The 20,825-nt window shown below is 68.6% G+C and carries 20 protein-coding genes; 7 read left to right on the top strand and 13 right to left on the bottom strand.

The genetic code is table 11. The features are described 5' to 3' along the window. Positions 1-4: 4 nt before the first annotated feature. Genes folB through IEZ21_RS39025 form a run of 3 tightly spaced genes read left to right on the top strand, consistent with a single transcriptional unit; the run spans position 5 to position 1,504 of the window. Complete coding sequence (gene folB, locus IEZ21_RS39035) at positions 5-364, top strand: dihydroneopterin aldolase (RefSeq protein WP_033321671.1); 360 nt, start codon at positions 5-7, stop codon at positions 362-364. Further along, positions 361-972, top strand: a complete 612-nt coding sequence (folK, locus tag IEZ21_RS39030) for a 2-amino-4-hydroxy-6-hydroxymethyldihydropteridine diphosphokinase (RefSeq protein ID WP_189326565.1) — start codon at positions 361-363, stop codon at positions 970-972. The genes folB and folK overlap by 4 nt, the downstream gene beginning before the upstream one ends. Positions 973-1,018: 46 nt before the next feature. Further along, complete coding sequence (locus tag IEZ21_RS39025) at positions 1,019-1,504, top strand: DUF3180 domain-containing protein (protein WP_033321673.1); 486 nt, start codon at positions 1,019-1,021, stop codon at positions 1,502-1,504. Positions 1,505-1,666: 162 nt separating this feature from the next. On the opposite strand, the gene folE is transcribed toward IEZ21_RS39025, so the two are convergent. From folE to dacB, 6 genes are all read right to left on the bottom strand, one after another. Next, positions 1,667-2,272: a GTP cyclohydrolase I FolE gene (folE, locus tag IEZ21_RS39020; protein WP_033321674.1), complete on the bottom strand. Its 606-nt coding sequence runs from the start codon at positions 2,270-2,272 to the stop codon at positions 1,667-1,669. A 142-nt stretch (positions 2,273-2,414) separates the two neighbouring features. After that, complete coding sequence (ftsH, locus tag IEZ21_RS39015; protein WP_033321675.1) at positions 2,415-4,457, bottom strand: ATP-dependent zinc metalloprotease FtsH; 2,043 nt, start codon at positions 4,455-4,457, stop codon at positions 2,415-2,417. 206 nt (positions 4,458-4,663) lie between these two features. Then, positions 4,664-5,224: a hypoxanthine phosphoribosyltransferase gene (gene hpt / locus IEZ21_RS39010; RefSeq protein ID WP_033321676.1), complete on the bottom strand. Its 561-nt coding sequence runs from the start codon at positions 5,222-5,224 to the stop codon at positions 4,664-4,666. A gap of 79 nt (positions 5,225-5,303) precedes the next feature. Next, a complete protein-coding gene (gene tilS / locus IEZ21_RS39005; protein ID WP_189326564.1) occupies positions 5,304-6,368 on the bottom strand; it encodes a tRNA lysidine(34) synthetase TilS in 1,065 nt (354 codons plus the stop codon). A gap of 172 nt (positions 6,369-6,540) precedes the next feature. Further along, entirely contained in the window at positions 6,541-7,668 is a 1,128-nt protein-coding gene (locus tag IEZ21_RS39000; protein WP_033321678.1) for an Rv3626c family coenzyme F420 biosynthesis-associated protein, read from the bottom strand. Positions 7,669-7,859: 191 nt separating this feature from the next. Further along, positions 7,860-9,458, bottom strand: a complete 1,599-nt coding sequence (gene dacB / locus IEZ21_RS38995; protein WP_189326563.1) for a D-alanyl-D-alanine carboxypeptidase/D-alanyl-D-alanine endopeptidase — start codon at positions 9,456-9,458, stop codon at positions 7,860-7,862. 79 nt (positions 9,459-9,537) lie between these two features. Between dacB and IEZ21_RS38990 the strand changes: the two genes are divergently transcribed. Beyond that, a complete protein-coding gene (locus IEZ21_RS38990) occupies positions 9,538-10,029 on the top strand; it encodes an inorganic diphosphatase (RefSeq protein WP_033321679.1) in 492 nt (163 codons plus the stop codon). 157 nt (positions 10,030-10,186) lie between these two features. Further along, positions 10,187-11,827 (top strand): threonine/serine exporter family protein, encoded by a 1,641-nt coding sequence (locus IEZ21_RS38985; RefSeq protein WP_373302357.1) that lies wholly within the window; start codon positions 10,187-10,189, stop codon positions 11,825-11,827. 127 nt (positions 11,828-11,954) lie between these two features. Here the strand turns inward: IEZ21_RS38985 and IEZ21_RS38980 are convergent, their stop codons facing one another. Then, entirely contained in the window at positions 11,955-12,920 is a 966-nt protein-coding gene (locus tag IEZ21_RS38980) for a DedA family protein (RefSeq protein ID WP_189326561.1), read from the bottom strand. Between the two features lie 240 nt (positions 12,921-13,160). Here IEZ21_RS38980 and gad point away from each other — a divergent pair, with 240 nt between their 5' ends. Beyond that, positions 13,161-14,567 carry a glutamate decarboxylase gene (gene gad, locus IEZ21_RS38975; protein WP_189326560.1) on the top strand — a complete coding sequence of 469 codons (1,407 nt, stop codon included), beginning with the start codon at positions 13,161-13,163 and terminating at the stop codon, positions 14,565-14,567. 7 nt (positions 14,568-14,574) lie between these two features. On the opposite strand, the gene IEZ21_RS38970 is transcribed toward gad, so the two are convergent. The 4 genes from IEZ21_RS38970 to IEZ21_RS38955 all read right to left on the bottom strand — a co-directional run bounded on the left by IEZ21_RS38970 (position 14,575) and on the right by IEZ21_RS38955 (position 17,729). Beyond that, the gene (locus IEZ21_RS38970) at positions 14,575-15,303 is read right to left on the bottom strand and encodes an ABC transporter permease (RefSeq protein ID WP_189326593.1); all 729 of its coding nucleotides are present in this window, start codon (positions 15,301-15,303) and stop codon (positions 14,575-14,577) included. Positions 15,304-15,389: 86 nt separating this feature from the next. Beyond that, positions 15,390-16,376, bottom strand: a complete 987-nt coding sequence (locus IEZ21_RS38965; RefSeq protein WP_189326559.1) for an ATP-binding cassette domain-containing protein — start codon at positions 16,374-16,376, stop codon at positions 15,390-15,392. Between the two features lie 138 nt (positions 16,377-16,514). Next, complete coding sequence (locus tag IEZ21_RS38960; protein WP_189326558.1) at positions 16,515-17,156, bottom strand: PadR family transcriptional regulator; 642 nt, start codon at positions 17,154-17,156, stop codon at positions 16,515-16,517. Between the two features lie 24 nt (positions 17,157-17,180). After that, the gene (locus IEZ21_RS38955) at positions 17,181-17,729 is read right to left on the bottom strand and encodes a DinB family protein (RefSeq protein WP_189326557.1); all 549 of its coding nucleotides are present in this window, start codon (positions 17,727-17,729) and stop codon (positions 17,181-17,183) included. Between the two features lie 97 nt (positions 17,730-17,826). Here IEZ21_RS38955 and IEZ21_RS38950 point away from each other — a divergent pair, with 97 nt between their 5' ends. After that, positions 17,827-18,045, top strand: coding sequence for a hypothetical protein (locus tag IEZ21_RS38950; RefSeq protein ID WP_189326556.1), 219 nt, complete (start codon positions 17,827-17,829; stop codon positions 18,043-18,045). Between the two features lie 23 nt (positions 18,046-18,068). Here the strand turns inward: IEZ21_RS38950 and IEZ21_RS38945 are convergent, their stop codons facing one another. Beyond that, positions 18,069-19,529, bottom strand: a complete 1,461-nt coding sequence (locus IEZ21_RS38945) for an aldehyde dehydrogenase family protein (protein WP_033321685.1) — start codon at positions 19,527-19,529, stop codon at positions 18,069-18,071. A 168-nt stretch (positions 19,530-19,697) separates the two neighbouring features. Further along, positions 19,698-20,534, bottom strand: coding sequence for a Sco1979 family transcriptional regulator (locus tag IEZ21_RS38940; protein WP_506004892.1), 837 nt, complete (start codon positions 20,532-20,534; stop codon positions 19,698-19,700). Positions 20,535-20,825: the final 291 nt, after the last annotated feature.

The following is a 20,825-nucleotide window of genomic DNA, read 5'->3' as shown; positions in this document are numbered from 1 at the left end:
TCGCGTGGATCGTGTCGCGCTGCGCGGCCTCAAGGCCCGCGGGCACCACGGTGTCTTCCCCAAGGAACGCGTGGAGGGCCAGACCTTCATCGTGGACCTCTCGCTGGGCCTGGACACCCGGCCGGCCGCGGCCGACGACGACCTGGCGAAGACCGTGCACTACGGCATCGTGGCCCAGGAGGTCGTGGCCGTCGTCGAGGGCGAGCCCGTCGATCTCATCGAGACGCTCGCCGAGCGCATCGCCCGCACGTGCCTGAAACACGACGCGGTCCAGGAGGTCGAAGTCTGCGTCCACAAGCCGGACGCGCCGATCACCGTCCCCTTCGACGACGTGACCGTCACCATCACCCGGAGCCGAGTATGACTGCCTCGTTGACCGAGGGTCAGAGCGACCCGACCGTACAGCCGGTGCCCGCCTCCGTCGTGGAACGCGTGGACGCCGCCGACACCACCCTGCACAACCCGGAACGTGCCGTGCTCTCCCTCGGCTCGAACCTCGGCAACCGCCTGGAGACCCTCCAGGGCGCCGTCGACGCCCTGGAGGACACGCCCGGCGTACGCGTCAAGGCGGTCTCTCCGGTGTACGAGACGGAGCCCTGGGGCGTGGAACCGGACAGCCAGCCGACGTACTTCAACGCGGTCGTCGTCCTGCGCACGACGCTCCCCCCGTCCTCCCTGCTGGAGCGGGCGCACGCGGTCGAGGAGGCCTTCCATCGCGTACGGGACGAGCGCTGGGGGCCCCGCACGATCGACGTGGACATCGTCGCGTACGCCGACCTGGTCTCCGACGACCCGGAACTGACCCTCCCCCACCCGCGCGCGCACGAGCGGGCCTTCGTCCTCGCTCCCTGGCACGACGTGGAGCCGGACGCCCAGCTCCCGGGTGTCGGCCCGGTGGCCGGGCTCCTGGCCGCCGTCCCCCGCGAAGGGGTCGCGCCCCGCGCCGACCTGGAACTACAGCTGCCCGACTAGTCGTTAAGGTCTACCGGACCATCTCCGGTTGCGACGAAGGGGCATCGTGAAAGAGCTGCGCATCAGGACACTGGCCGGCGTGTTCGTGGTCGCCGGCGTGCTGTCCTGGGCGGGCGCCCGCTTGTGGAACGCGGTGGGCACGCTGCCCCGGGTCCCCCTCGCCGCCCCCATCGTCCTGGCCCTGATCGCCGTGGTCCTCCTGGCCACGGCGCTCTCTCTCCGAGCCCGCCTCAAGGCCCAGCGCGAGCGCCGCCCCGGCGCCACGGGGGTCGACCCGCTGCTGGCGGCCCGAGCGGTGGTCTTCGGCCAGGCCAGCGCCCTGGTGGCCGCCCTCGTCGCCGGCATGTACGGCGGCACGGGCGCCTTCCTCCTGGAGTCCCTGGACGTCCCGGCCCGCCGCGACCAGGCCATCTACGCCGGCTTCTCGGTCCTGGCAGGCATCGCCGTCATAGCGGCGGCCTTCTTCCTGGAACGAGTCTGCAAACTCCCGGAGGACGACGAAACGAACGGCAACGCAGCCCCGGCGGCATAGGGCCGCGCCCCTAAGGAGGCCGCGGGGCGCGACCCGCGCCCGCTTGAGGGGCCGCAGGCCCCGATAGGGGCGCGGGGAACTGCGCGACCAGCCACAACGAACCCGCAGCCCCATACGAACAACAACCAGGCAGACGAAACGGCCCCCGCCCCAAGCGGAGCGCTACCGCGCCAAGATGAGGCTCATCGCCTCGGCACGCGTCGTCGCATCCCGCAACTGCCCGCGCACAGCGGACGTCGTCGTCTTGGCGCCCGGCTTGCGTATACCGCGCACCGACATGCACATGTGCTCGGCCTCGATCACGACAATCGCCCCCCGCGCCTCAAGAATCCGCATCAGCGAATCGGCGATCTGCGTGGTGAGTCGTTCCTGCACCTGCGGTCGCCGCGCGAACACCTCGACGAGCCGCGCCAGCTTCGACAGACCGGTGATCTTCCCGGTCTCGGCCGGGATGTACCCCACATGCGCCACACCGTGAAACGGCAGCAGATGATGCTCACACAGGCTCACGATCTCGATGTCCTTCACCAGGACCATCTCGTCGTGCCCCAGGTCGAACGTCGTCGTCAGCACATCCTCGGGCTCCTGCCACAACCCGGCCAGCAGCTCCCGATACGCCCGAGCCACCCGCCCCGGCGTCTCCCGCAGCCCCTCCCGGTCCGGATCCTCGCCGACCGCGATCAGCAGCTCTCGTACGGCGTTCTCGGCGCGCTTCTCGTCGAACTCGCCGATCACACCCTCGACGTCCAGCCTCACGGGGTCGATCATCTGGTGCCTCGTTCCTGTGCCTTCGACGCGTACGGATCACGCGCTTCATGTCCGCGCATACGAATATGCCGCGCCCCCCAGGCTAGACCAGGGGGGCGCGGCATCCGTTCCGGGCCGATCGAGGCGGCCGGGACTGGGTGGTTCAGCTCTCGGGACGCTCCTCCGGAGTCGGCTCGGCCACCGGAAGCGCCGCCTCGGCGGCAGGGTTCGACTTCGCGGTGATCGCCGGCGCCGCGCCGTTCGTCCCGCTCGTCAGCGACAGCTCCTTGGGGGAGAGCACCGGCGGGCGGGTGGACGGAGTGCGCCTGGCGGAGCCGGTCCACGCGGGGCGGGCCGGACGCTTGACGATCGGGGCGAAGATCTCGGCGATCTGCTCCTTGTTCAACGTCTCCTTCTCGAGCAGCGCGAGGACCAGGTTGTCCAGGACGTCGCGGTTCTCGACCAGGATCTCCCAGGCCTCGTTGTGCGCGGTCTCGATGAGCTTCTTGACCTCTTCGTCGACGAGCGCGGCGACCTCTTCCGAGTAGTCGCGCGGGTGACCCATCTCACGGCCGAGGAACGGCTCGGTGTTGTCACCGCCGAACTTGATCGCACCGAGGCGCTCGGTCATGCCGTACTGCGTGACCATCGCGCGGGCCGTTGCGGTGGCCTTCTCGATGTCGTTCGCAGCGCCCGTGGTCGGGTCGTGGAAGACGAGCTCCTCGGCCGCGCGCCCGCCCAGCATGTATGCCAGCTGGTCGAGCATCTCGTTGCGGGTCGTGGAGTACTTGTCCTCGTCCGGCAGGACCATCGTGTAGCCGAGAGCACGGCCTCTGGAGAGAATCGTGATCTTGTGGACCGGATCGGAGTTCGGTGAGGCCGCCGCGACCAGGGCGTGACCGCCCTCGTGGTACGCGGTGATCTTCTTCTCCTTGTCCGACATGATCCGGGTCCGCTTCTGCGGGCCCGCGACCACACGGTCGATCGCCTCGTCCAGCATGTGGTTGTCGATCAGCTTCTGGTTGCCACGCGCGGTGAGCAGCGCCGCTTCGTTCAGCACGTTCGACAGGTCGGCGCCGGTGAAGCCCGGCGTACGACGCGCCACTGCGGACAGGTCGACGTCCGGGGCGACCGGCTTGCCCTTCTGGTGGACCTTGAGGATCTCCAGACGGCCCTGCATGTCGGGGCGGTCGACCGCGATCTGGCGGTCGAAGCGGCCGGGGCGCAGGAGAGCCGGGTCGAGGATGTCGGGCCGGTTCGTGGCGGCGATGAGAATCACGCCGCCCTTCACGTCGAAGCCGTCCATCTCGACGAGCAGCTGGTTCAGCGTCTGCTCGCGCTCGTCGTGACCGCCGCCCATACCGGCACCGCGGTGCCGGCCGACGGCGTCGATCTCGTCGACGAAGACGATCGCCGGAGCGTTCGCCTTGGCCTGCTCGAACAGGTCACGGACCCGGGAGGCACCGACACCGACGAACATCTCGACGAAGTCGGAACCGGAGATCGAGTAGAAGGGGACGCCCGCCTCGCCCGCGACAGCACGCGCGAGCAGCGTCTTACCCGTACCGGGCGGGCCGTACAGCAGTACGCCCTTGGGGATCTTCGCCCCGACGGCCTGGAACTTCGCCGGCTCCTGGAGGAACTCCTTGATCTCGTGGAGCTCCTCGACGGCCTCGTCCGAGCCCGCGACGTCCGAGAACGTCGTCTTCGGGGTGTCCTTGGTGATGAGCTTGGCCTTGGACTTCCCGAAGTTCATGACTCGGGAGCCGCCGCCCTGCATCTGGTTCATCAGGAACAGGAAGATGACCACGATGAGGACGAAGGGGAGCAGGCTGATCAGAAGCCCGACGAACGGGTTCTGCTTCGACGGCGACACTGTGTAGCCGTCGGGGATCTGCTTGTCCTCGTACTTGGTCTGCAGTGTGTTGGCGAGGTTCACACCCTGGTCGCCGATGTAGCTCGCCTGGATCTTCGAGCTGCCCTCGACCTTTTCGCCGTCCTTGAGCTCGACCTTGATGATCTGCTCGTCGCCGGTGGTCAGCTTGGCCGACTCGATCTTGTTGTCATTGATCGCCTGGACGACCTGGCCGGTGTCCACTGTCTTGTGGCCGCCGGACGAGCCGACGACCTGCATCAACACGACCACGGCAAGGACGGCCAGCACGATCCACATGACCGGCCCACGGAAGTATCGCTTCACGTCCATCCATACGGAGCGGTGCCGCCCCGTCCCTCCTGCCATAGTGAGTTTGATAAGACTGTTCTTCGGACGGTACCTCAGCATTGTCACCCGAAGCCGCACGGTCCGGCTGACAAACCCGTCTACGCATGCTCCAACGGCGCGGAACCCGCAAGGGTTCCCGGACCGTCCTCCACTGCTGCGTGGGCTTCGCCACTGTCTACGAGAGTGCCTCAGCCACCGTAGACATGGGGAGCGAGCGTACCGACGAACGGCAGGTTCCGGTACTTCTCGGCGTAGTCGAGGCCGTAGCCCACGACAAACTCGTTCGGGATGTCGAAGCCGACCCACTCCACGTCGATCGCGACCTTGGCGGCCTCCGGCTTGCGCAGCAGCGTGCACACCTTGAGCGACGCGGGCTCGCGCGAGCCGAGGTTGGAGATCAGCCAGGACAGCGTCAGACCGGAGTCGATGATGTCCTCGACGATGAGGACGTGCTTGCCCTTGATGTCGGTGTCGAGGTCCTTGAGGATCCGCACGACGCCGGAGGACTGCGTACCCGCGCCGTACGAGGACACGGCCATCCAGTCCATGGTGACGGGGGTGGTGAGGGCGCGCGCCAGGTCCGCCATGACCATCACGGCGCCCTTGAGGACTCCGACGATCAGCAGGTCCTTGCCCGCGTACTCCGCGTCGATCTTCGCGGCCAGTTCGACCAGCTTGGCGTCGATCTCTTCCTTGGTGATGAGCACCGACTTGAGGTCGGTGCCCATGTCTTTCGCGTCCACCCGCATCACTTTCGGTCGTCCCGCATGTATGGCGGCCACTCGGGCCGCCCACGACCCGCACAAGGGGCCGGCGGAAGACCCGGATTCAGCCTTGCCGAATCACCAGTCTGCCACCCTGCCGCTGGACGACGACTTTGCCCGGCAGGTTGATGGCCCTCTGACCGCGCCAGCCGGTGATCAGCCGGTCGATCTCTTCGATGTGCCGGGCGAACAGTGAACCGGCGGGCGCCCCGGCCTCGATGGCGGCACGGCGCAGGATACGGCGGCGCACGGCGGGCGGCAGGGCGTACAGCTTGGCGCACTCCAGGAGGCCGGCGGTGTCCCGCACGGAGGCCTCGGCCTGGCGGGCCCAGGCGTCGAGAGCGTCGGCGTCGTCGCGGGACAGCTGTGCCGTACGGGCGAGGGCTTCGACGACGCCCTTGCCGAGGGCCTTCTCCAGGGCGGGCAGCCCTTCTTGGCGCAGGCGTGATCTCGTATAGGCCGGGTCGGAGTTGTGGGGGTCCTCCCAGACGGGGAGCGACTGGACCATGCAGGCCTTGCGGGCGGTCTGCCGGTCGAGGTGCAGGAAGGGGCGGCGGTAGCGGCGGGTGGCTCCCGGCCCTCCGGAGACCGCGGCCATGCCGGACAGCGAGCGGATGCCGGAGCCGCGGGCGAGGCCGAGCAGTACGGTCTCGGCCTGGTCGTCGCGGGTGTGGCCGAGCAGGACCGCCGTGGCGCCGTGGCGCTCGGCGGCGGCGTCCAGGGCGGCGTACCGCGCGTCGCGGGCGGCGGCCTCGGGGCCGCCGTTACGGCCGACAGAGACGCCGATGGACTCGGCCGGGCCCAGGCCGAGTTCGGTGAGTCGTACGACGACTTCCTGGGCGCGCAGGTCGGAGCCGGGTTGCAGACCGTGGTCGACGGTGATGCCACCGGCGCGGATGCCGAGTTTGGGGGCTTCGAAGGCGAGCGCGGAGGCGAGCGCCATGGAGTCGGCGCCGCCGGAGCACGCCACGAGCACGAGCGGCGGGGGCGACTGCTCGTGCGCGATGTCGGCGTGCGTGGGATCGGGGTGCGCGGTGTCGGGATGGGTGGGCGTGTGGTCGGTGAGGATGTCGTGGAGGACGCGGCGGACCGCCAGGCGTATCGCCGCGACCGCTGGATGGGGACCCATGTCCGGTTCCCTTCATGAAATTGTCGGGGGTGAGCCCGAGCTTCGGTCACGCAGAGTGCCTAGATGGTGACAGAAACGGGCCGTTCCCCGAGCATTGCACGCCTACCCATGCCCCACGGTCCCTCGGACGGGTGATAGCGGGGGCGCTCACCTGTCCTCGGCCGGATTCAGTTCACGACTCTGCCTTACGGTGCACCCGCGCAACCCAGTCCGCCGGTTTGGAGATCTCCGACTTGGTGGGGAGCGTGTTCGGCGAGGTCCACACGCGGTTGAACCCCTCCATGCCGACCTGGTCCACGACCGCCCGTACGAAACGCTCCCCGTCCCGGTACTGGCGCAGCTTGGCGTCCAGGCCGAGCAGCTTGCGCAGCGCCAGGTCGAGGCGGGAGGCCCCGCGCTGGCGGCGCTGCTGGAACTTCTCGCGGATCTCGGCGACGGACGGGACCACGGCGGGGCCCACGCCGTCCATCACGAAGTCCGCGTGGCCCTCCAGGAGGGACATCACGGCGGTCAGCCGGCCGAGGATCTCCCGCTGGGCGGGCGTCTGGACGATCTCGACGATGGACCGTCCACCGTCGTCGCCCTCCTCGCCTTCGGGACGGCTGCCGGCGAGCGTCTGCGCGGCCTCCCGGATGCGCTCGAGGACTGTCATGGGGTCGACCTCGGTCTCCTCCAGGAAAGACTGGATTTCGCCCTCGAGGTGGTCGCGCAGCCAGGGCACGGCCGTGAACTGCGTCCGGTGCGTCTCCTCGTGCAGGCAGACCCAGAGCCTGAAGTCGTGGGGCTGTACGTCCAGTTCGCGCTCCACATGCACGATGTTCGGGGCGACCAGGAGCAGCCTGCCGCCGCCGTTCTCGCCCGCCGGGAGTTCGCGGGTCGCCGGGGCGAAGGTCTCGTACTGGCCGAGCACCCTGGAGGCCAGGAACGACAGGAGCATGCCCAGCTCGACGCCGGTGACCTTGCCGCCGACGGCGCCGAGGACGGCTCCGCCGGGGGTGCTGCCGCGACGTTCCTGCATCTTGTCGAGGAGCGGTTTGAGGATCTCCCGGAACCCGGCGACGTTCGCCCGGATCCAGCCCGGGCGGTCGACGACGAGGATGGGGGTGTCACGCAGGTCCTCGCTGCCCATCTGCGTGTACTCGCGTACGTGCTGTTCCGACGCCTTCGCATGTCGGCGCAGCTCCGCGACGACGGCCCTGGCCTCGTCGCGACTCACCTCTGGGCCCGGCCTTACGAGCCGGGTCGCGGTCGCCACCGCGAGATTCCAGTCGACCATCTCGGCACCACCGATGCTCGTCATGCCCTCAACCGTACGTGAGCGCTGCCGCTGGGTGCAGGGTGTGGGGTTCGTGGGGGTTCTTGGTTGTAGCTCGGCTGCGGGTGCGTTGTGGCTGAGCGCGCCCACGCGGCGGAGCCGCATATGTCACAGCCCCGCGCCCCTGAAAGGAGGGCCTGCGGCCCCCTTTCAAAAGCGCAGCCACAGCCGCCTCCTCAGGAGCCGCAGCCGCAGTTCGCCAGCGCCGACGCCGCGCCGTCCAGCGTCTTCTGTGTTGCTGCCGGATCCGCCGGGCGGTCCGAAGACGTCAGGAAAGCGAAGGCCAGTAGGCGGCCCTCTGTGTCCACCACCGTGCCTGCCAGGGTGTGTACGCCCGTCAGCGTGCCTGTCTTCGCTCGTACGACTCCCGTGCCGGGCTGGTCCGTGTAGCGGTTGCGGAGGGTTCCGGTGAAGCCTGCTACGGGGAGGCCGGTCAGGGCGGGGCGGAGTTCGGGGTGGTCGGGGGCGCCTGCCTTGGCCAGGAGGGCGGTGAGCAGGTCCGCGGTGAGTCGGTCGGCTCGGTCCAGGCCGCTGCCGTCCGCGAACCGGGCGCCTTCCATGGGCAGTCCGAGCTTCTTCAGCTGCGTACGGATCGCCGTGGAGCCGCCTTCGAAGCTGGCCTGTTCGCCGGAGGCGAGTGCGGTCTGGCGGGCCAGGGCCTCGGCGATGTCGTTGTCGCTGTTGGTCAGCATCCGCTCGACCAGGGCGGACAGGGGCGGGGACTCGACCTTCGCGAGAGGCTCCGCGCGGCCCGTCGCCTTGGAGGGGCCGGGGGACTTGGTCTTGATGCCACGGTCGTTCAGGAGGGCCGCGAACTGCCGGGCCGCGTCCGCCGCCGGGTCCGTGCTGCGGTCCGCAGGGCCGGAGGACGAGTCGTTGAGGCGTCCCTCGTCGGTCATCAGGGCGGTGACCGGTGCGAGGTTGACGTTGCGACCGATGGGGTGCAGCGCTGGGCCGTCGTACAGCGTGGTGTCGTACGAGAGCGTCACCACGTCCAGCTTGCGGGCCTTGAGGGCCCGGGCGGTCTCGTCGGCGAGCGTACGCAGGCTGGCGTTGCCCTTCGTTTCCTCGCGGGCGGTCAGCGTGGGGTCGCCGCCGCCGACGAGGACGAGTTTCTTGGTGCCGGGATCGAGGACCGTGCGGGTCGCGATGCGGTGGTCGGCGCCCGCCGCGGAGAGCGCCGCGACGGCGGTGGCGATCTTCGTGGTGGAGGCGGGCGTCAGCGCCTCGCCCGCGGCCCTGCCGTACAGCCGCTTGCCGGTGGCCACGTCGACGACCGCGGCCGTACGTTCCGAACCCAGCGAGGGGTCGTCGAGCAGTGGGCCGAGGACATCGGCGAGGGCCTTCTCGGTGGGCGAGGAAACGGTGCCGGTCGTGCGCCCGAGGCCGGCGAGTACGGAGGGGGCGCTGGGTGCGGGGCGCGGCGCCTTCTCGGACGTACCGGATTCAGGGCCGGATCCAGGGCCGTGATCTGCGCCACCTACCCCCTCCCGCGATGCCGCCCAGTCCCGCTCGGCCGTACGCTGACCGCTGGAGTCCCAAGGGCCGGCCGCGGTCACCACGGTGGCCGCCAGTGCGAGGCCGAGGAGAGCGGCGCCCGCCGTGAACTGCACGGTGGTCAGCCGCGCGATCCGCGGCCGCACAGCCCCCAAGGACCGTACGAGCCACGGCCTGACGGCTTCCACGGCCCGTACGAGCCCCGGCCTCACGGCTCGCGCGATCCGCTCCACATGCGGTCGCGCGGCCCGCCAAGCCTTCAGCTCCGGCACGGACACCAACCCCTTTCGCGATCACACACCTGCGTGAGGGACACTTAACCACCAGACGTATGTGTTGATCATGGAGGAGCCACCGGTGGAGTTCGACGTCACGATCGAGATTCCGAAGGGTTCGCGGAACAAGTACGAGGTGGACCACGAGACCGGTCGGATCCGCCTGGACCGTCGACTCTTCACCTCGACCAGCTACCCGGCCGACTACGGCTTCGTCGAGAACACCCTCGGCGAGGACGGCGACCCGCTGGACGCCCTCGTCATCCTGGACGAGCCGACCTTCCCCGGCTGCCTCATCCAGTGCCGCACGATCGGCATGTTCCGCATGACGGACGAGGCCGGCGGCGACGACAAGCTGCTGTGCGTCCCGGCGCACGACCCGCGCGTGGAGCACCTGCGGGACATCCACCATGTGTCGGAGTTCGACCGTCTGGAGATCCAGCACTTCTTCGAGGTCTACAAGGACCTGGAGCCCGGCAAGTCCGTCGAGGGCGCCAACTGGGTGGGCCGCACGGACGCCGAGGCCGAGATCGAGCGCTCCTACAAGCGCTTCAAGGAGACCGGCGGCCACTGAGGCCGAATGATCGACCGGCGGGCCGCGTGACCCGATGGGTGACGCGGCCCGTTCGTGTGTTCTTGCGCTGAGGCGTTCTTGCGCAGAGGCGTACATCCGAGATACGGCGTACGGGGGAGCACGTACGGGAACGGACGTAGGAGAAGTGGGGCGGGAGCTGGTGGCTGAGCCGGACGCGGAGGACCGTAAGCCGCAGTCGGACGAGGCGAGGAGCGCGTTCGCGCCGCCGAGCGGGGTGGCAGCGGCGTTCGAGGACGAGTCGCATACGACGTCGGAGTTCGCGATCCCTGAAGGGCTCGCGCCGCCCGAGCCGCCGTCCGCCGAGCGGGAGGGCTCGGCGTTCAACGCCCCGCGTACGTACCGGGCCCCCGCCTTCACCCCGCCGACCGGCATCCCCGTGGTCAGGCTGACCAAGGAGGTGCCCTGGCAGGACCGAATGCGCACGATGCTGCGTATGCCGGTGTCCGACCGGCCCGTCGCCGAGCCCGCCCAGCGCACGGAGGAGGACGACGGCCCGGCCGTCCCGCGGGTGCTCGACCTGACGCTGCGTATCGGCGAACTGCTGCTCGCGGGCGGCGAGGGCGCCGAGGACGTGGAGGCGGCGATGCTCGCCGTCTGCCGTTCGTACGGCCTGGACCGCTGTGAGCCGAACGTCACCTTCACCTTGCTGTCCATGTCGTACCAGCCGTCCCTGGTGGACGACCCGATCACGGCCTCGCGGACGGTACGCCGCCGGGCCACCGACTACACGCGGCTCGCGGCCGTGTACCGCCTCGTCGACGACATCAGTGACGACGAGACCGAGGTCTCCCTGGAGGAGGCCTACCGGCGGCTCGCGGAGATACGACGCAACCGGCACCCCTATCCCGGCTGGGTACTGACCGGTGCCGCCGGGCTGCTCGCGGGCGCGGCCTCCGTGCTCGTCGGCGGTGACGCCATCGTGTTCGTCGCCGCCGCGCTCGGCGCGATGCTCGGCGACCGGCTGGCGTGGCTGTGCGCGGGGCGCGGGCTGCCCGAGTTCTACCAGTTCACGGTGGCCGCGATGCCTCCGGCCGCGATCGGCATCGCGCTGACACTGGCGAACGTCGACGTGGCGTCGTCCGCGGTGGTCACCGGTGGGCTCTTCGCGCTGCTGCCCGGGCGGGCGCTGGTCGCGGGCGTCCAGGACGGGCTGACCGGCTTCTACATCACCGCCGCCGCGCGCCTGCTGGAGGTCATGTACTTCTACGTGGGCATCGTCACCGGGGTTCTGCTGGCGCTGTACTTCGGAGTGAAGCTGGGCGCGGAGCTGGATCCGGATATCGCCGTGAGCAGCTCCCAGCAGCCCGTGGTGGCGATCGTCGCCTCGATGCTGCTGGCGCTGGCCTTCGCCGTACTGCTCCAGCAGGAACGATCCACCGTCCTGATGGTGACCCTCAACGGTGGGGTGGCCTGGTCGGTGTACGGCGCGATGCACTACCCGGGCGGGCTCTCGCCGGTCGCCTCCACGGCTGTCGCGGCGGGCGTGGTGGGCCTGTTCGGACAGTTGCTGTCCCGCTTCCGGTTCGCCTCCGCCCTGCCGTACACGACGGCGGCGATCGGGCCGCTGCTGCCCGGTTCGGCGACGTACTTCGGGCTGCTGTCCATCGCCCAGAACGACGTCGACGCCGGCCTTGTCAACCTGTCCAAGGCCGCCGCTCTCGCGATGGCCATCGCGATCGGTGTGAACCTCGGCTCGGAGATCTCCCGGCTGTTCATGCGGCTGCCGGGGGTTTCGACGGAGGGGCGGCGTGCGGCCAAGCGGACACGTGGTTTCTGAGGGCGCCTTATAGCTCGGGGCTACTGGTTCGCTGGCGGCTGCGGGTTGTTTGTGGCTGGTCGCGCCGTTCCCCGCGCCCCTTGGGGGCCTCCGGCCCCCTCGGGGTCGCGGGACTGCCCAGGCCCGCTCAGCCTTGCGGGTAGTCCTGGCCCTGGCCGTACGGGTAGCCGCCCTGGCCGCCCTGCGGGTATTGCTGGCCCTGCGGGTACTGGGCGGCGTAGGGCGGCTGGCCCTGCTGCTGTCCGTAACCCTGGTCCGAGCCGTACGGGGGCTGCTGTTGCGGTTGCTGCTGCGGGTAGCCCTGGCCGCCCTGGTGGCCGTATCCCTGGTCCTGGCGGCCCTGGTGGCCGTATGCGCCCTGGTCCTGGCCCTGGTGGCCGTACGTCTGGTCCTGGTGGGCCGGTGGCACGGCGCGCAGCTGGGTCGTCGCGTCGTCCATGGCGGGCGGTGCCTCCGGAGCCTGTTGCGGGCTCTTCTTCGACTTGCCGCGGGCTTTCAGGATCTCGATGATGATCGGCAGCACGGAGAGGAAGACGATCAGGATGAGGATCGCCTCGATGTTCTTCTTCACGAAGTCGATCTGGCCCAGCCAATGGCCGAGCAGCGTGACGCCCGCGCCCCAGAGGATGCCGCCGAGGATGTTGAACGTGAGGAACGAGCGGTACCGCATGCCGCTGACGCCCGCGATGATCGGCGTGAACGTCCGCACGATGGGCACGAAGCGGGCCAGCACAAGGGACTTGGGCCCGTACTTCTCGAAGAAGTCGTGGGCCTTGACCACGTTCTCCTGTTTGAAGAGGCGGGAGTCCGGGCGCTTGAACAGCGCGGGCCCCACTTTCTTGCCGAACATGTAGCCCGCCTGGTCGCCGAGGATCGCGGCGATACAGATCAGGATGACGGCCGCCCACAGCGGGAAGTCCAGCGTGCCCTCGGCGATCAGCAGCCCCGCCGTGAACAGCAGCGAGTCACCCGGCAGGAAGAAGCCGATGAGCAGGCCGGACTCGGCGAAGACGATGACCAGCAGTCCCCAGATGCCGAATGTGTCGAGCAGGTAGTCCGGATCCAACCAGCTTGGTCCAAGGGCAAGCGTCATGGTTCCGGGCTCCTGAGGGTGAAGTGAGGCGCAGACGATCGTCTTTTCTGCTTCGGACAACCAAAGCTATCAACGCCGAGTGACGCCTCCAGGTTCCATGGCCTCCTTGTGCGCCCCCTGTACACCGATGAGAGCCACCCTGTGAGTAACTCATCACCTCCAGTCGCTATGCAACCTTTACCCGGTTATGACACCCCTGTGATCCATCATGGAAGCCCGACCTGACCGACCGGAGGCACCATGCCGCTCCACACTGGCCCCGAGAAGCCCGACGAGCGCCCCCGGGCCGCCAACCCCTTCTACGGCGAGGCCAATCCGGTCGGAGGCATGACCGAGGCTCCACCCCAGCACCGGCTGCCGGACGGGCCGCTGCCACCGGCCACGGCCTATCAGCTCGTCCACGACGAGCTGATGCTGGACGGGAACTCTCGCCTCAACCTCGCCACCTTCGTCACCACCTGGATGGAACCGCAGGCCGACGTGCTGATGGCGGAGTGCCGGGACAAGAACATGATCGACAAGGACGAGTATCCGCGAACGGCAGAGCTGGAGCGGCGGTGCGTGGCGATGCTCGCCGACCTGTGGAACGCGCCGGATCCGTCCGCCGCCGTGGGCTGCTCGACGACCGGGTCGAGCGAGGCATGCATGCTCGCGGGCATGGCGCTCAAGCGCCGCTGGGCCAAGAAGAATGCCGACCGGTATCCCGGAGCTCGCCCGAACCTCGTCATGGGCGTCAACGTCCAGGTCTGCTGGGAGAAGTTCTGCACCTTCTGGGAGGTCGAGGCGCGCCAAGTGCCCATGGAGGGCGACCGGTTCCACCTCGATCCGCAGGCGGCTGCCGAGTTGTGCGACGAGAACACCATCGGTGTCGTCGGCATCCTGGGGTCCACCTTCGACGGGTCGTACGAGCCGATCGCCGAACTCTGCACCGCCCTGGACGAGTTGCAGGAGCGAACAGGTCTCGACATTCCCGTCCATGTCGACGGGGCGTCCGGAGCGATGGTCGCTCCCTTCCTCGACGCGGACCTGCTCTGGGACTTCCGGCTGCCGCGCGTGGCCTCCATCAACACCTCGGGGCACAAGTACGGGCTCGTGTACCCCGGTGTCGGCTGGGCCCTGTGGCGGTCCGCCGCCGAGCTGCCCGAGGAACTGGTCTTCAGGGTGAACTACCTCGGCGGCGACATGCCCACCTTCGCACTCAACTTCTCCCGGCCGGGCGCCCAGGTCGTCGCGCAGTACTACACGTTCCTGCGGCTGGGCCGCGAGGGCTTCCGGGCGGTCCAGCAGGCGACGCGGGACGTGGCCATGGGGCTCGCCGACCGCGTCGAGGGGCTGGGAGACTTCCGACTCCTCACTCGTGGCGACCAGTTGCCGGTCTTCGCCTTCACGACAGCAACCGATGTGACGGCGTACGACGTCTTCGACGTGTCCCGGAGGATGCGCGAGCGAGGCTGGCTCGTCCCCGCGTACACCTTCCCGGCGAACCGCGAGGACCTCTCCGCGCTGCGCGTCGTGTGCCGCAACGGCTTCTCGTCCGACCTCGCCGAACTGTTCATCGAGGACCTGGGGCGCCTGCTGCCCGAGCTTCGCCGCCAGCCGAATCCGCTGACGCACGACACGGAGGCGGCGACCGGGTTCCATCACTGAGCCGCGGCTACTTGCTCAGCGCCCCGAACCTCCGCACCGCCAGCGGGAAGAAGACCGTCAGCAGGGCGAGCGGCCAGATGATCGCCGCCCAGACGTGGCCGGGCTCGCCGCCGGGGCTGCCGAGCAGGTCCCGTACCGCTGTTGCCGTGTGTGACATCGGGTTCCACTCGACCACCGTGCCCAGCCAGTCCGGCATGGACTTCGGGACCGCGAACGCGTTGGACAGGAAGCCGACCGGCCAGACCAGGATCTGCACGGCCTGTACCAGCTCCGGCTTTCCGGCCACCATCGCCAGCTGGATGCCGATCCACAGCATCGCGAACCGGAACAGCAGCAGCAGCCCCACGGCCCCCAGGAAGGACCCGAACGTGCCGTGCGCCCGCCAGCCGAGCGCATACGCGACGCCGATCAGCACGGCCAGACCCACCGCCGACTGGAGCATGTCGGCGGCCGAACGACCCACCAGGACCGCCCCATTGGTCATCGGCATCGACCGGAAGCGGTCGATCACCCCCTTGTTGAGGTCCTGGGTGACGGCGATCATCGTGGCCTCCAGACCGAAGGCCATGGTCAGCGCCAGCATCCCGGGCACCAGGAAGTCGATGTAGTCGCCCTCGACGCCCCGTCCGCCGCCGACCAGATAGCCGAACATCACCAGCAGCATCACGGGGAACACGAGCCCGACGACCATCTGCACCGGCTGCCGCGCCCAGTGGGCGAGTTCGCGCCGGGTCATGGTCCAGCAGTCGGTGAGGACGTACGCCCACCCACCGTCATGGCTCGTCTCGTACGTCGCCACGCGGCTCTCTTCGTACGTCGTACTCACACGGCCTCCTTCACAGCGTGATCGCGGTGGTCGTCTCCTGTGGATCCCGTGGGGTCGCCTCCCGTGAGGTGCAGGAACACCTCGTCCAGCGTCGGCCGCCGCAGGGCGATGTCCTCCGCCTCGATCCCGGCCTCCTCCAGGGCGCGTACGGCCCCGGCGAGCGCCGCCATGCGGTCGGTGACCGGGGCGCTGAGGAGGCGGCGGTCGGCGTCCACGGAGATGTCGTCCTTGTCGAACGGCAACAGGGCTACGGCGGCACCCAGTTGGCCGCCGTCCCGCAGGACCACGTCGATCCGGTCGCCGCCCGTCTTCGTCTTCAGTTCGTCCGCCGTGCCGTCCGCGATGACCCGGCCCCGGTCGACGACCGAGATGTGGTCGGCGAGCTGGTCGGCCTCTTCCAGGTACTGCGTGGTGAGCAGTACGGTCGTGCCGCCGCCGACCAGGGAGCGCACCGCGCCCCACACCTCGGCGCGGCCACGCGGGTCGAGCCCTGTGGTCGGTTCGTCCAGGAAGAGCACCTCCGGCTCGGTGATGAGGGAGGCTGCGAGGTCCAGTCGGCGCCGCATGCCGCCGCTGTACTGCTTCACCGCCTTGCGGCCCGTGTCCGCGAGACCGAAGCGCTCCAGGAGCTCGTCGGCCCGCACGCGCGCGTGGCGGGCGCCCAGGTGGTAGAGGCGCCCGAACATCTCCAGGTTCTGCCGTCCGCCGAGTTCCTCGTCGAGCGCGGCGTGCTGGCCGAGCAGGCCGATGCGTCGCCGCACCCGGCCGGCCTCCCGCACGACGTCGTACCCGGCGACCTCCGCGCGCCCCTCGTCCGGCCGCAGCAGCGTGGTCAGCACGCGTACCGCGGTGGTCTTGCCGGCGCCGTTCGGCCCGAGCAGACCGTGCACGGTGCCGCTCCGCACCGCCAGATCCAGCCCGTTCAGGGCCGCCTTGTCCCCGTATCTCTTCCGTACGCCCTCGACGACGATCGCGTCGGTCATCCGGCTCCCTCCGGTACAGCTTAGTCAAACTTGACTAGTAGCTTGCCCGTGAAGGGTATGCCCACCGAGTCAATTAGTCAAACTTGATTAACCCCAGCCGACCGAGCGCGCTCGACCCCACACGCCCGACTCGCCGACTCAGCGCGCGTCCCCCGCATGCCGCTCCCCCGTCGCGTACGGATTCTCCTGGCCCTCCGCGAGCACCCCCACGAACGGTTCCCCCTCGCCCGCGAAGGTGTACGCCCCGCCTCGGATCCGCTCGATCAGGCCGCGGGTCCACTCGGCGCCCGTGTCGGCCGAGTGGACCCAGAAGTTCATGATCTCGCCGATGTGGCCGAGCTGTTCGGGGCCGTCCTCGGGCGTGTAGTACTCGGTGACGGCTTTGCGCCACTCCTCTATGGCGAGCACTCGCTCCTCGAGGAGTTCGAGGACCTCCTCACGGTCCAGGTCGACCATGAAGCCGAGCGCGGCCGAGAGCACGTCCGGCCTCTGGTCGTACGCGGTCAGGGATCCGCGAAGCAGCGTGAGGAACTCCTCGGTGCCCTTCTCCGTGATCTCGTACTCGGTGCGCGGCGGGCCGCCGGCCGTGGAGGGCGCGATCTCGTGCGCGTGCAGCAGGCCTTGCTTCGCCATCTGCTTGAGCGCGTGGTAGATCGAGCCCGGCTTGGCGTTGGACCACTCGTGCGCGCCCCAGTACTCCAGGTCGTTGCGCACCTGGTAGCCGTGGGCCCGGCCGTGCTGACGGACGGCACCGAGAACGAGAAGACGGATCGCTGACATGGGGCCAGCGTAGAACCGCACGGGTCAGCCCCAGCTCGTGCCCTGCTCCAGAGCGACGAGCTCGAAGGCCGTCTTCCCGTCCAGGGACTCGCGGATGATGTCGGCGTGACCGGCATGCCGGGCCGTCTCGCGGATCAGGTGCAGGCACAGCCAGCGCATGGAGAGCCATTCATCCTTCGGATTCCAGGACGTCTTCGGCAGCAAGAAGGTGTCGTCGAGGCTGGGCACCGACCGGATGAACGCTTCCGTCTCGGCCGCGACCTTCTCCCAGTACGCGAGCTGCGACTCAAGCGTCTCGTCACCCGCGAGCCGGAAACACTCGTGCCAGTTCGACTCGTCCCGGTGGACCGCGGGGGCCTCCCGCCTGGCCCGCGCGATCCACCCCTGCTCGATCTCGGCAACATGCTTGACCAGCCCCGCGAGCGACAACTCACTGACACTGGGCCGCGAAGCCGCCTGCTCCTCCGTCAACCCGAGCACCGCCCGCCGGATGCCTCCGCGCTGCTCCTCCAGAAAGGAGAGCAGCGCCCCACGCTCATCACCGTGCGCCTCAGGGGAAACGTGAGCAACCATGACCGGCCGCCTTTCGTCGGTATGCCTCTGGTCTGACACCGACGAAGCTATGGGCCATATAGGTCAGATTCTGTCCGCAAGGCCCGACGAATTTCACATGGCCTCGACAGCCCTGACGGCCAGATCACATGGGCGCACGGCCAATCTGCTCGCTCCTCCCCGCCGCTTCGAGCAGGGCGCGGCGGGCATCGCCATGCGGTACGGGGGGCTCGGTGCGACCGAGAGCGCGGTCACGCTCCAGACGGGCGAGAGCCAGCGCGTCCTCGAGGTCCTCCAGCGCAGCAGTCATGCACCCAGTGTGCACCTGGGTGCATGACTGTCGATCATCGAAGCCGGGCCTCAGAACGGAAAGAAGCTCCGCCCATGCTGCACAGAGATCCACTTCTGCGTCGTGAACGCCTCGACCGTCGCCTCGCCGTTCAGGCGGCCGATGCCGGAGGACTTCTCGCCGCCGAAGGCGACCAGCGGCTCGTCGTGGACCGTGCCGTCGTTCACGTGGAACATGCCTGTGTCGATCTGCTTGGCGAAGGAGACGCCGCGCTCGATGTTGGCGGTGTGCACGGCGCCGCTCAGGCCGTACGGGGTGTCGTTGACGAGGCGTACAGCCTCCTCCTCGCCGTCGAACGGGATGAGGAGCGCGACCGGGCCGAAGACCTCCTGCTGGAGGATCGCCGCGTCGGCGGGCAGGCCCGTCAGGACGCTCGGCTCGACGAGGTTGTCGGTGGTGGAGCCGTGCACGAGCGCGGTGGCGCCCTCGGCGATCGCCTGGTCGACGGCGCCCGAAATGGCGTCCGCCTGCGAGGAGTTGATGACCGGGCCGATGACTGTCTGCGGGTCGCGCGGGTCGCCCGCCTTCAGGGTCTTCACCTTGGCGACGAACTTCTCGGTGAACTCCGCCTCGATCGAGCGGTCCACCAGCACACGGTTGGCGGCCATGCAGACCTGGCCCTGGTGCACGTACCGGCTGAAGACGGCCGCGTCGACCGCGTAGTCGATGTCGGCGTCGTCGAGAACCACCAGCGCGCTGTTGCCGCCGAGTTCGAGGACGGCGCGCTTGAACTGCGAGGCGCAGACCGTGGCGACGTGGCGGCCCACCTTGTCGGAGCCGGTGAAGGAGATGACCTTGGGGATCGGGTGCTCGATGAATGCGTCGCCGATCTCCGCGATGTCGGTGATCACGACGTTCAGCAGGCCGGCCGGCAGCCCCGCGTCCTCGAAGATCTTCGCGACCAGGGAACCACCGCAGATCGGGGTGTTCTGGTGCGGCTTGAGGACCACGGCGTTGCCCAGCGCCAGGGCGGGCGCCACGGACTTCAGCGACAGCAGGAAGGGGAAGTTGAAGGGGCTGATCACACCGACGACGCCGACCGGAACGCGGTAGACGCGGTTCTCCTTGCCGTCGACCGGCGACGGAATGATCCGGCCCTCGGGACGCAGCGCCACATGGATCGCCTCGCGCAGGAACTCCTTGGCGAGGTGGAGTTCGAAGCCCGCCTTCAGATGCGTACCGCCGAGCTCGGCGATGATCGTCTCGGCGATCTCCTGCTCGCGGTCCTCGATGATCCGCAGGGCCTTCTCGAACACCCCGCGCCGCGCGTACGCGTTGGTCGCCGCCCACTCCTTCTGGACACGGGCGGCGGCCTTGTAGGCCTGATCCACCTCGTCGACCGTGGCTATGGTGATCGACGCCAGCTTCTCACCGTCGTACGGGTTGAAGTCGATGATGTCCCAGGACCCCGTCCCCGGACGCCACTCTCCGTCGATGTACTGCTGAGCCAGGTCCGTGAAGTAGGACGACATGTGACCCTCATATCCCTTACTGCCGGGGCGGGTCCCGCCCATGGCAGGCACCCGCAGAAACCCGATCCGTGTCAAGGTCTGATCACGCGTCATCGTACTTGTGTTTCAAAGGACTTGAAGGGACTTGGAAAACCCTCCGGGGAGAAGCTGGAGAACCTGTGAAGGCTTTCAGGACAGTTGCAGCAGACCCCGCAGCACGTCCCGGCTCTCGTTCGGCCCCGGGCTGTCGTCCTGGAGCTGCTGCATCGCCTTCCCGTACTGCGTGACGTCCTCCTGCTTGTCCAGATACAGCGCGCTGGTGAGCTGCTCCAGATAGACCACGTCGGACAGATCGGACTCGGGGAAGGTGAGCACCGTGAAGGCGCCGCTCTCGCCGGCGTGTCCGCCGAAGCTGAACGGCATGACCTGAAGCCGTACGTTCGGCCGCTCGGACACCTTGATCAGATGCTGGAGCTGTCCCCGCATCACTTCCCGGTCGCCGTACGGACGTCGCAGTGCCGCTTCGTCGAGTACGACATGGAAGTCCGGGGCGTTGTCGGACAGCAGGTACTTCTGGCGCTCCATGCGCAGCGCCACGCGCTTGTCGATGTCGGCCACGCTCGCGTTCTTCATGCCGCGCTCGACGACCGCGTGCGCGTACTCCTCGGTCTGCAGCAGGCCGTGCACGAACTGCACTTCGTACGACCGGATCAGGGACGCGGCGCCCTCCAGGCCGACGTAGGTCGGGAACCAGGTGGGCAGCACGTCCGAGTAGCTGTGCCACCAGCCCGCGACGTTGGCCTCCTTGGCGAGGGAGAGCAGTGAGTTGCGCTCCGTCTCGTCGGTGATGCCGTACAGCGTCAGCAGATCCTCGACGTCACGCGTTTTGAAGCTCACCCTCCCCAATTCCATGCGGCTGATCTTCGACTCGGAGGCCCGGATCGAGTATCCGGCTGCCTCTCGCGTGATCCCCCGCGACTCCCGCAGTCGCCTGAGTTGCGAGCCGAGCAGCATACGTCGTACCACCGATCCCGACTCTTGCGCACTCACGTTCGTCAGCCTCCCCAACTGTCTTCAGGGGCCGCAGTCTGCCACTAAAACACTCCACGGTGTACTCGTTCGGTTACACAAACGGCAAGACCTCCAGGGCAGTTGCACAGGAAATTGCAAGGAGAAGACCAGCCAGAGAGAGGTCGGAGGGAAGCCAGGGGTAAGAAAACTGCAAGAAGTTGGCGGAAAAAATGAGCAAGAAGTGGTACGTCAAGGTCCAATTCAGGCACGTGCACGTGCATCTGCCCTTGCATCTGCCGAAAGCAT

It is taken from the genome of Streptomyces flaveus (assembly GCF_014647675.1).
GTDB classification, from domain to species: domain Bacteria; phylum Actinomycetota; class Actinomycetes; order Streptomycetales; family Streptomycetaceae; genus Streptomyces; species Streptomyces flaveus.
The sequence above is the reverse complement of the archived record's forward strand: the minus strand, read 5'-3'. Positions and strand labels throughout refer to the sequence as shown.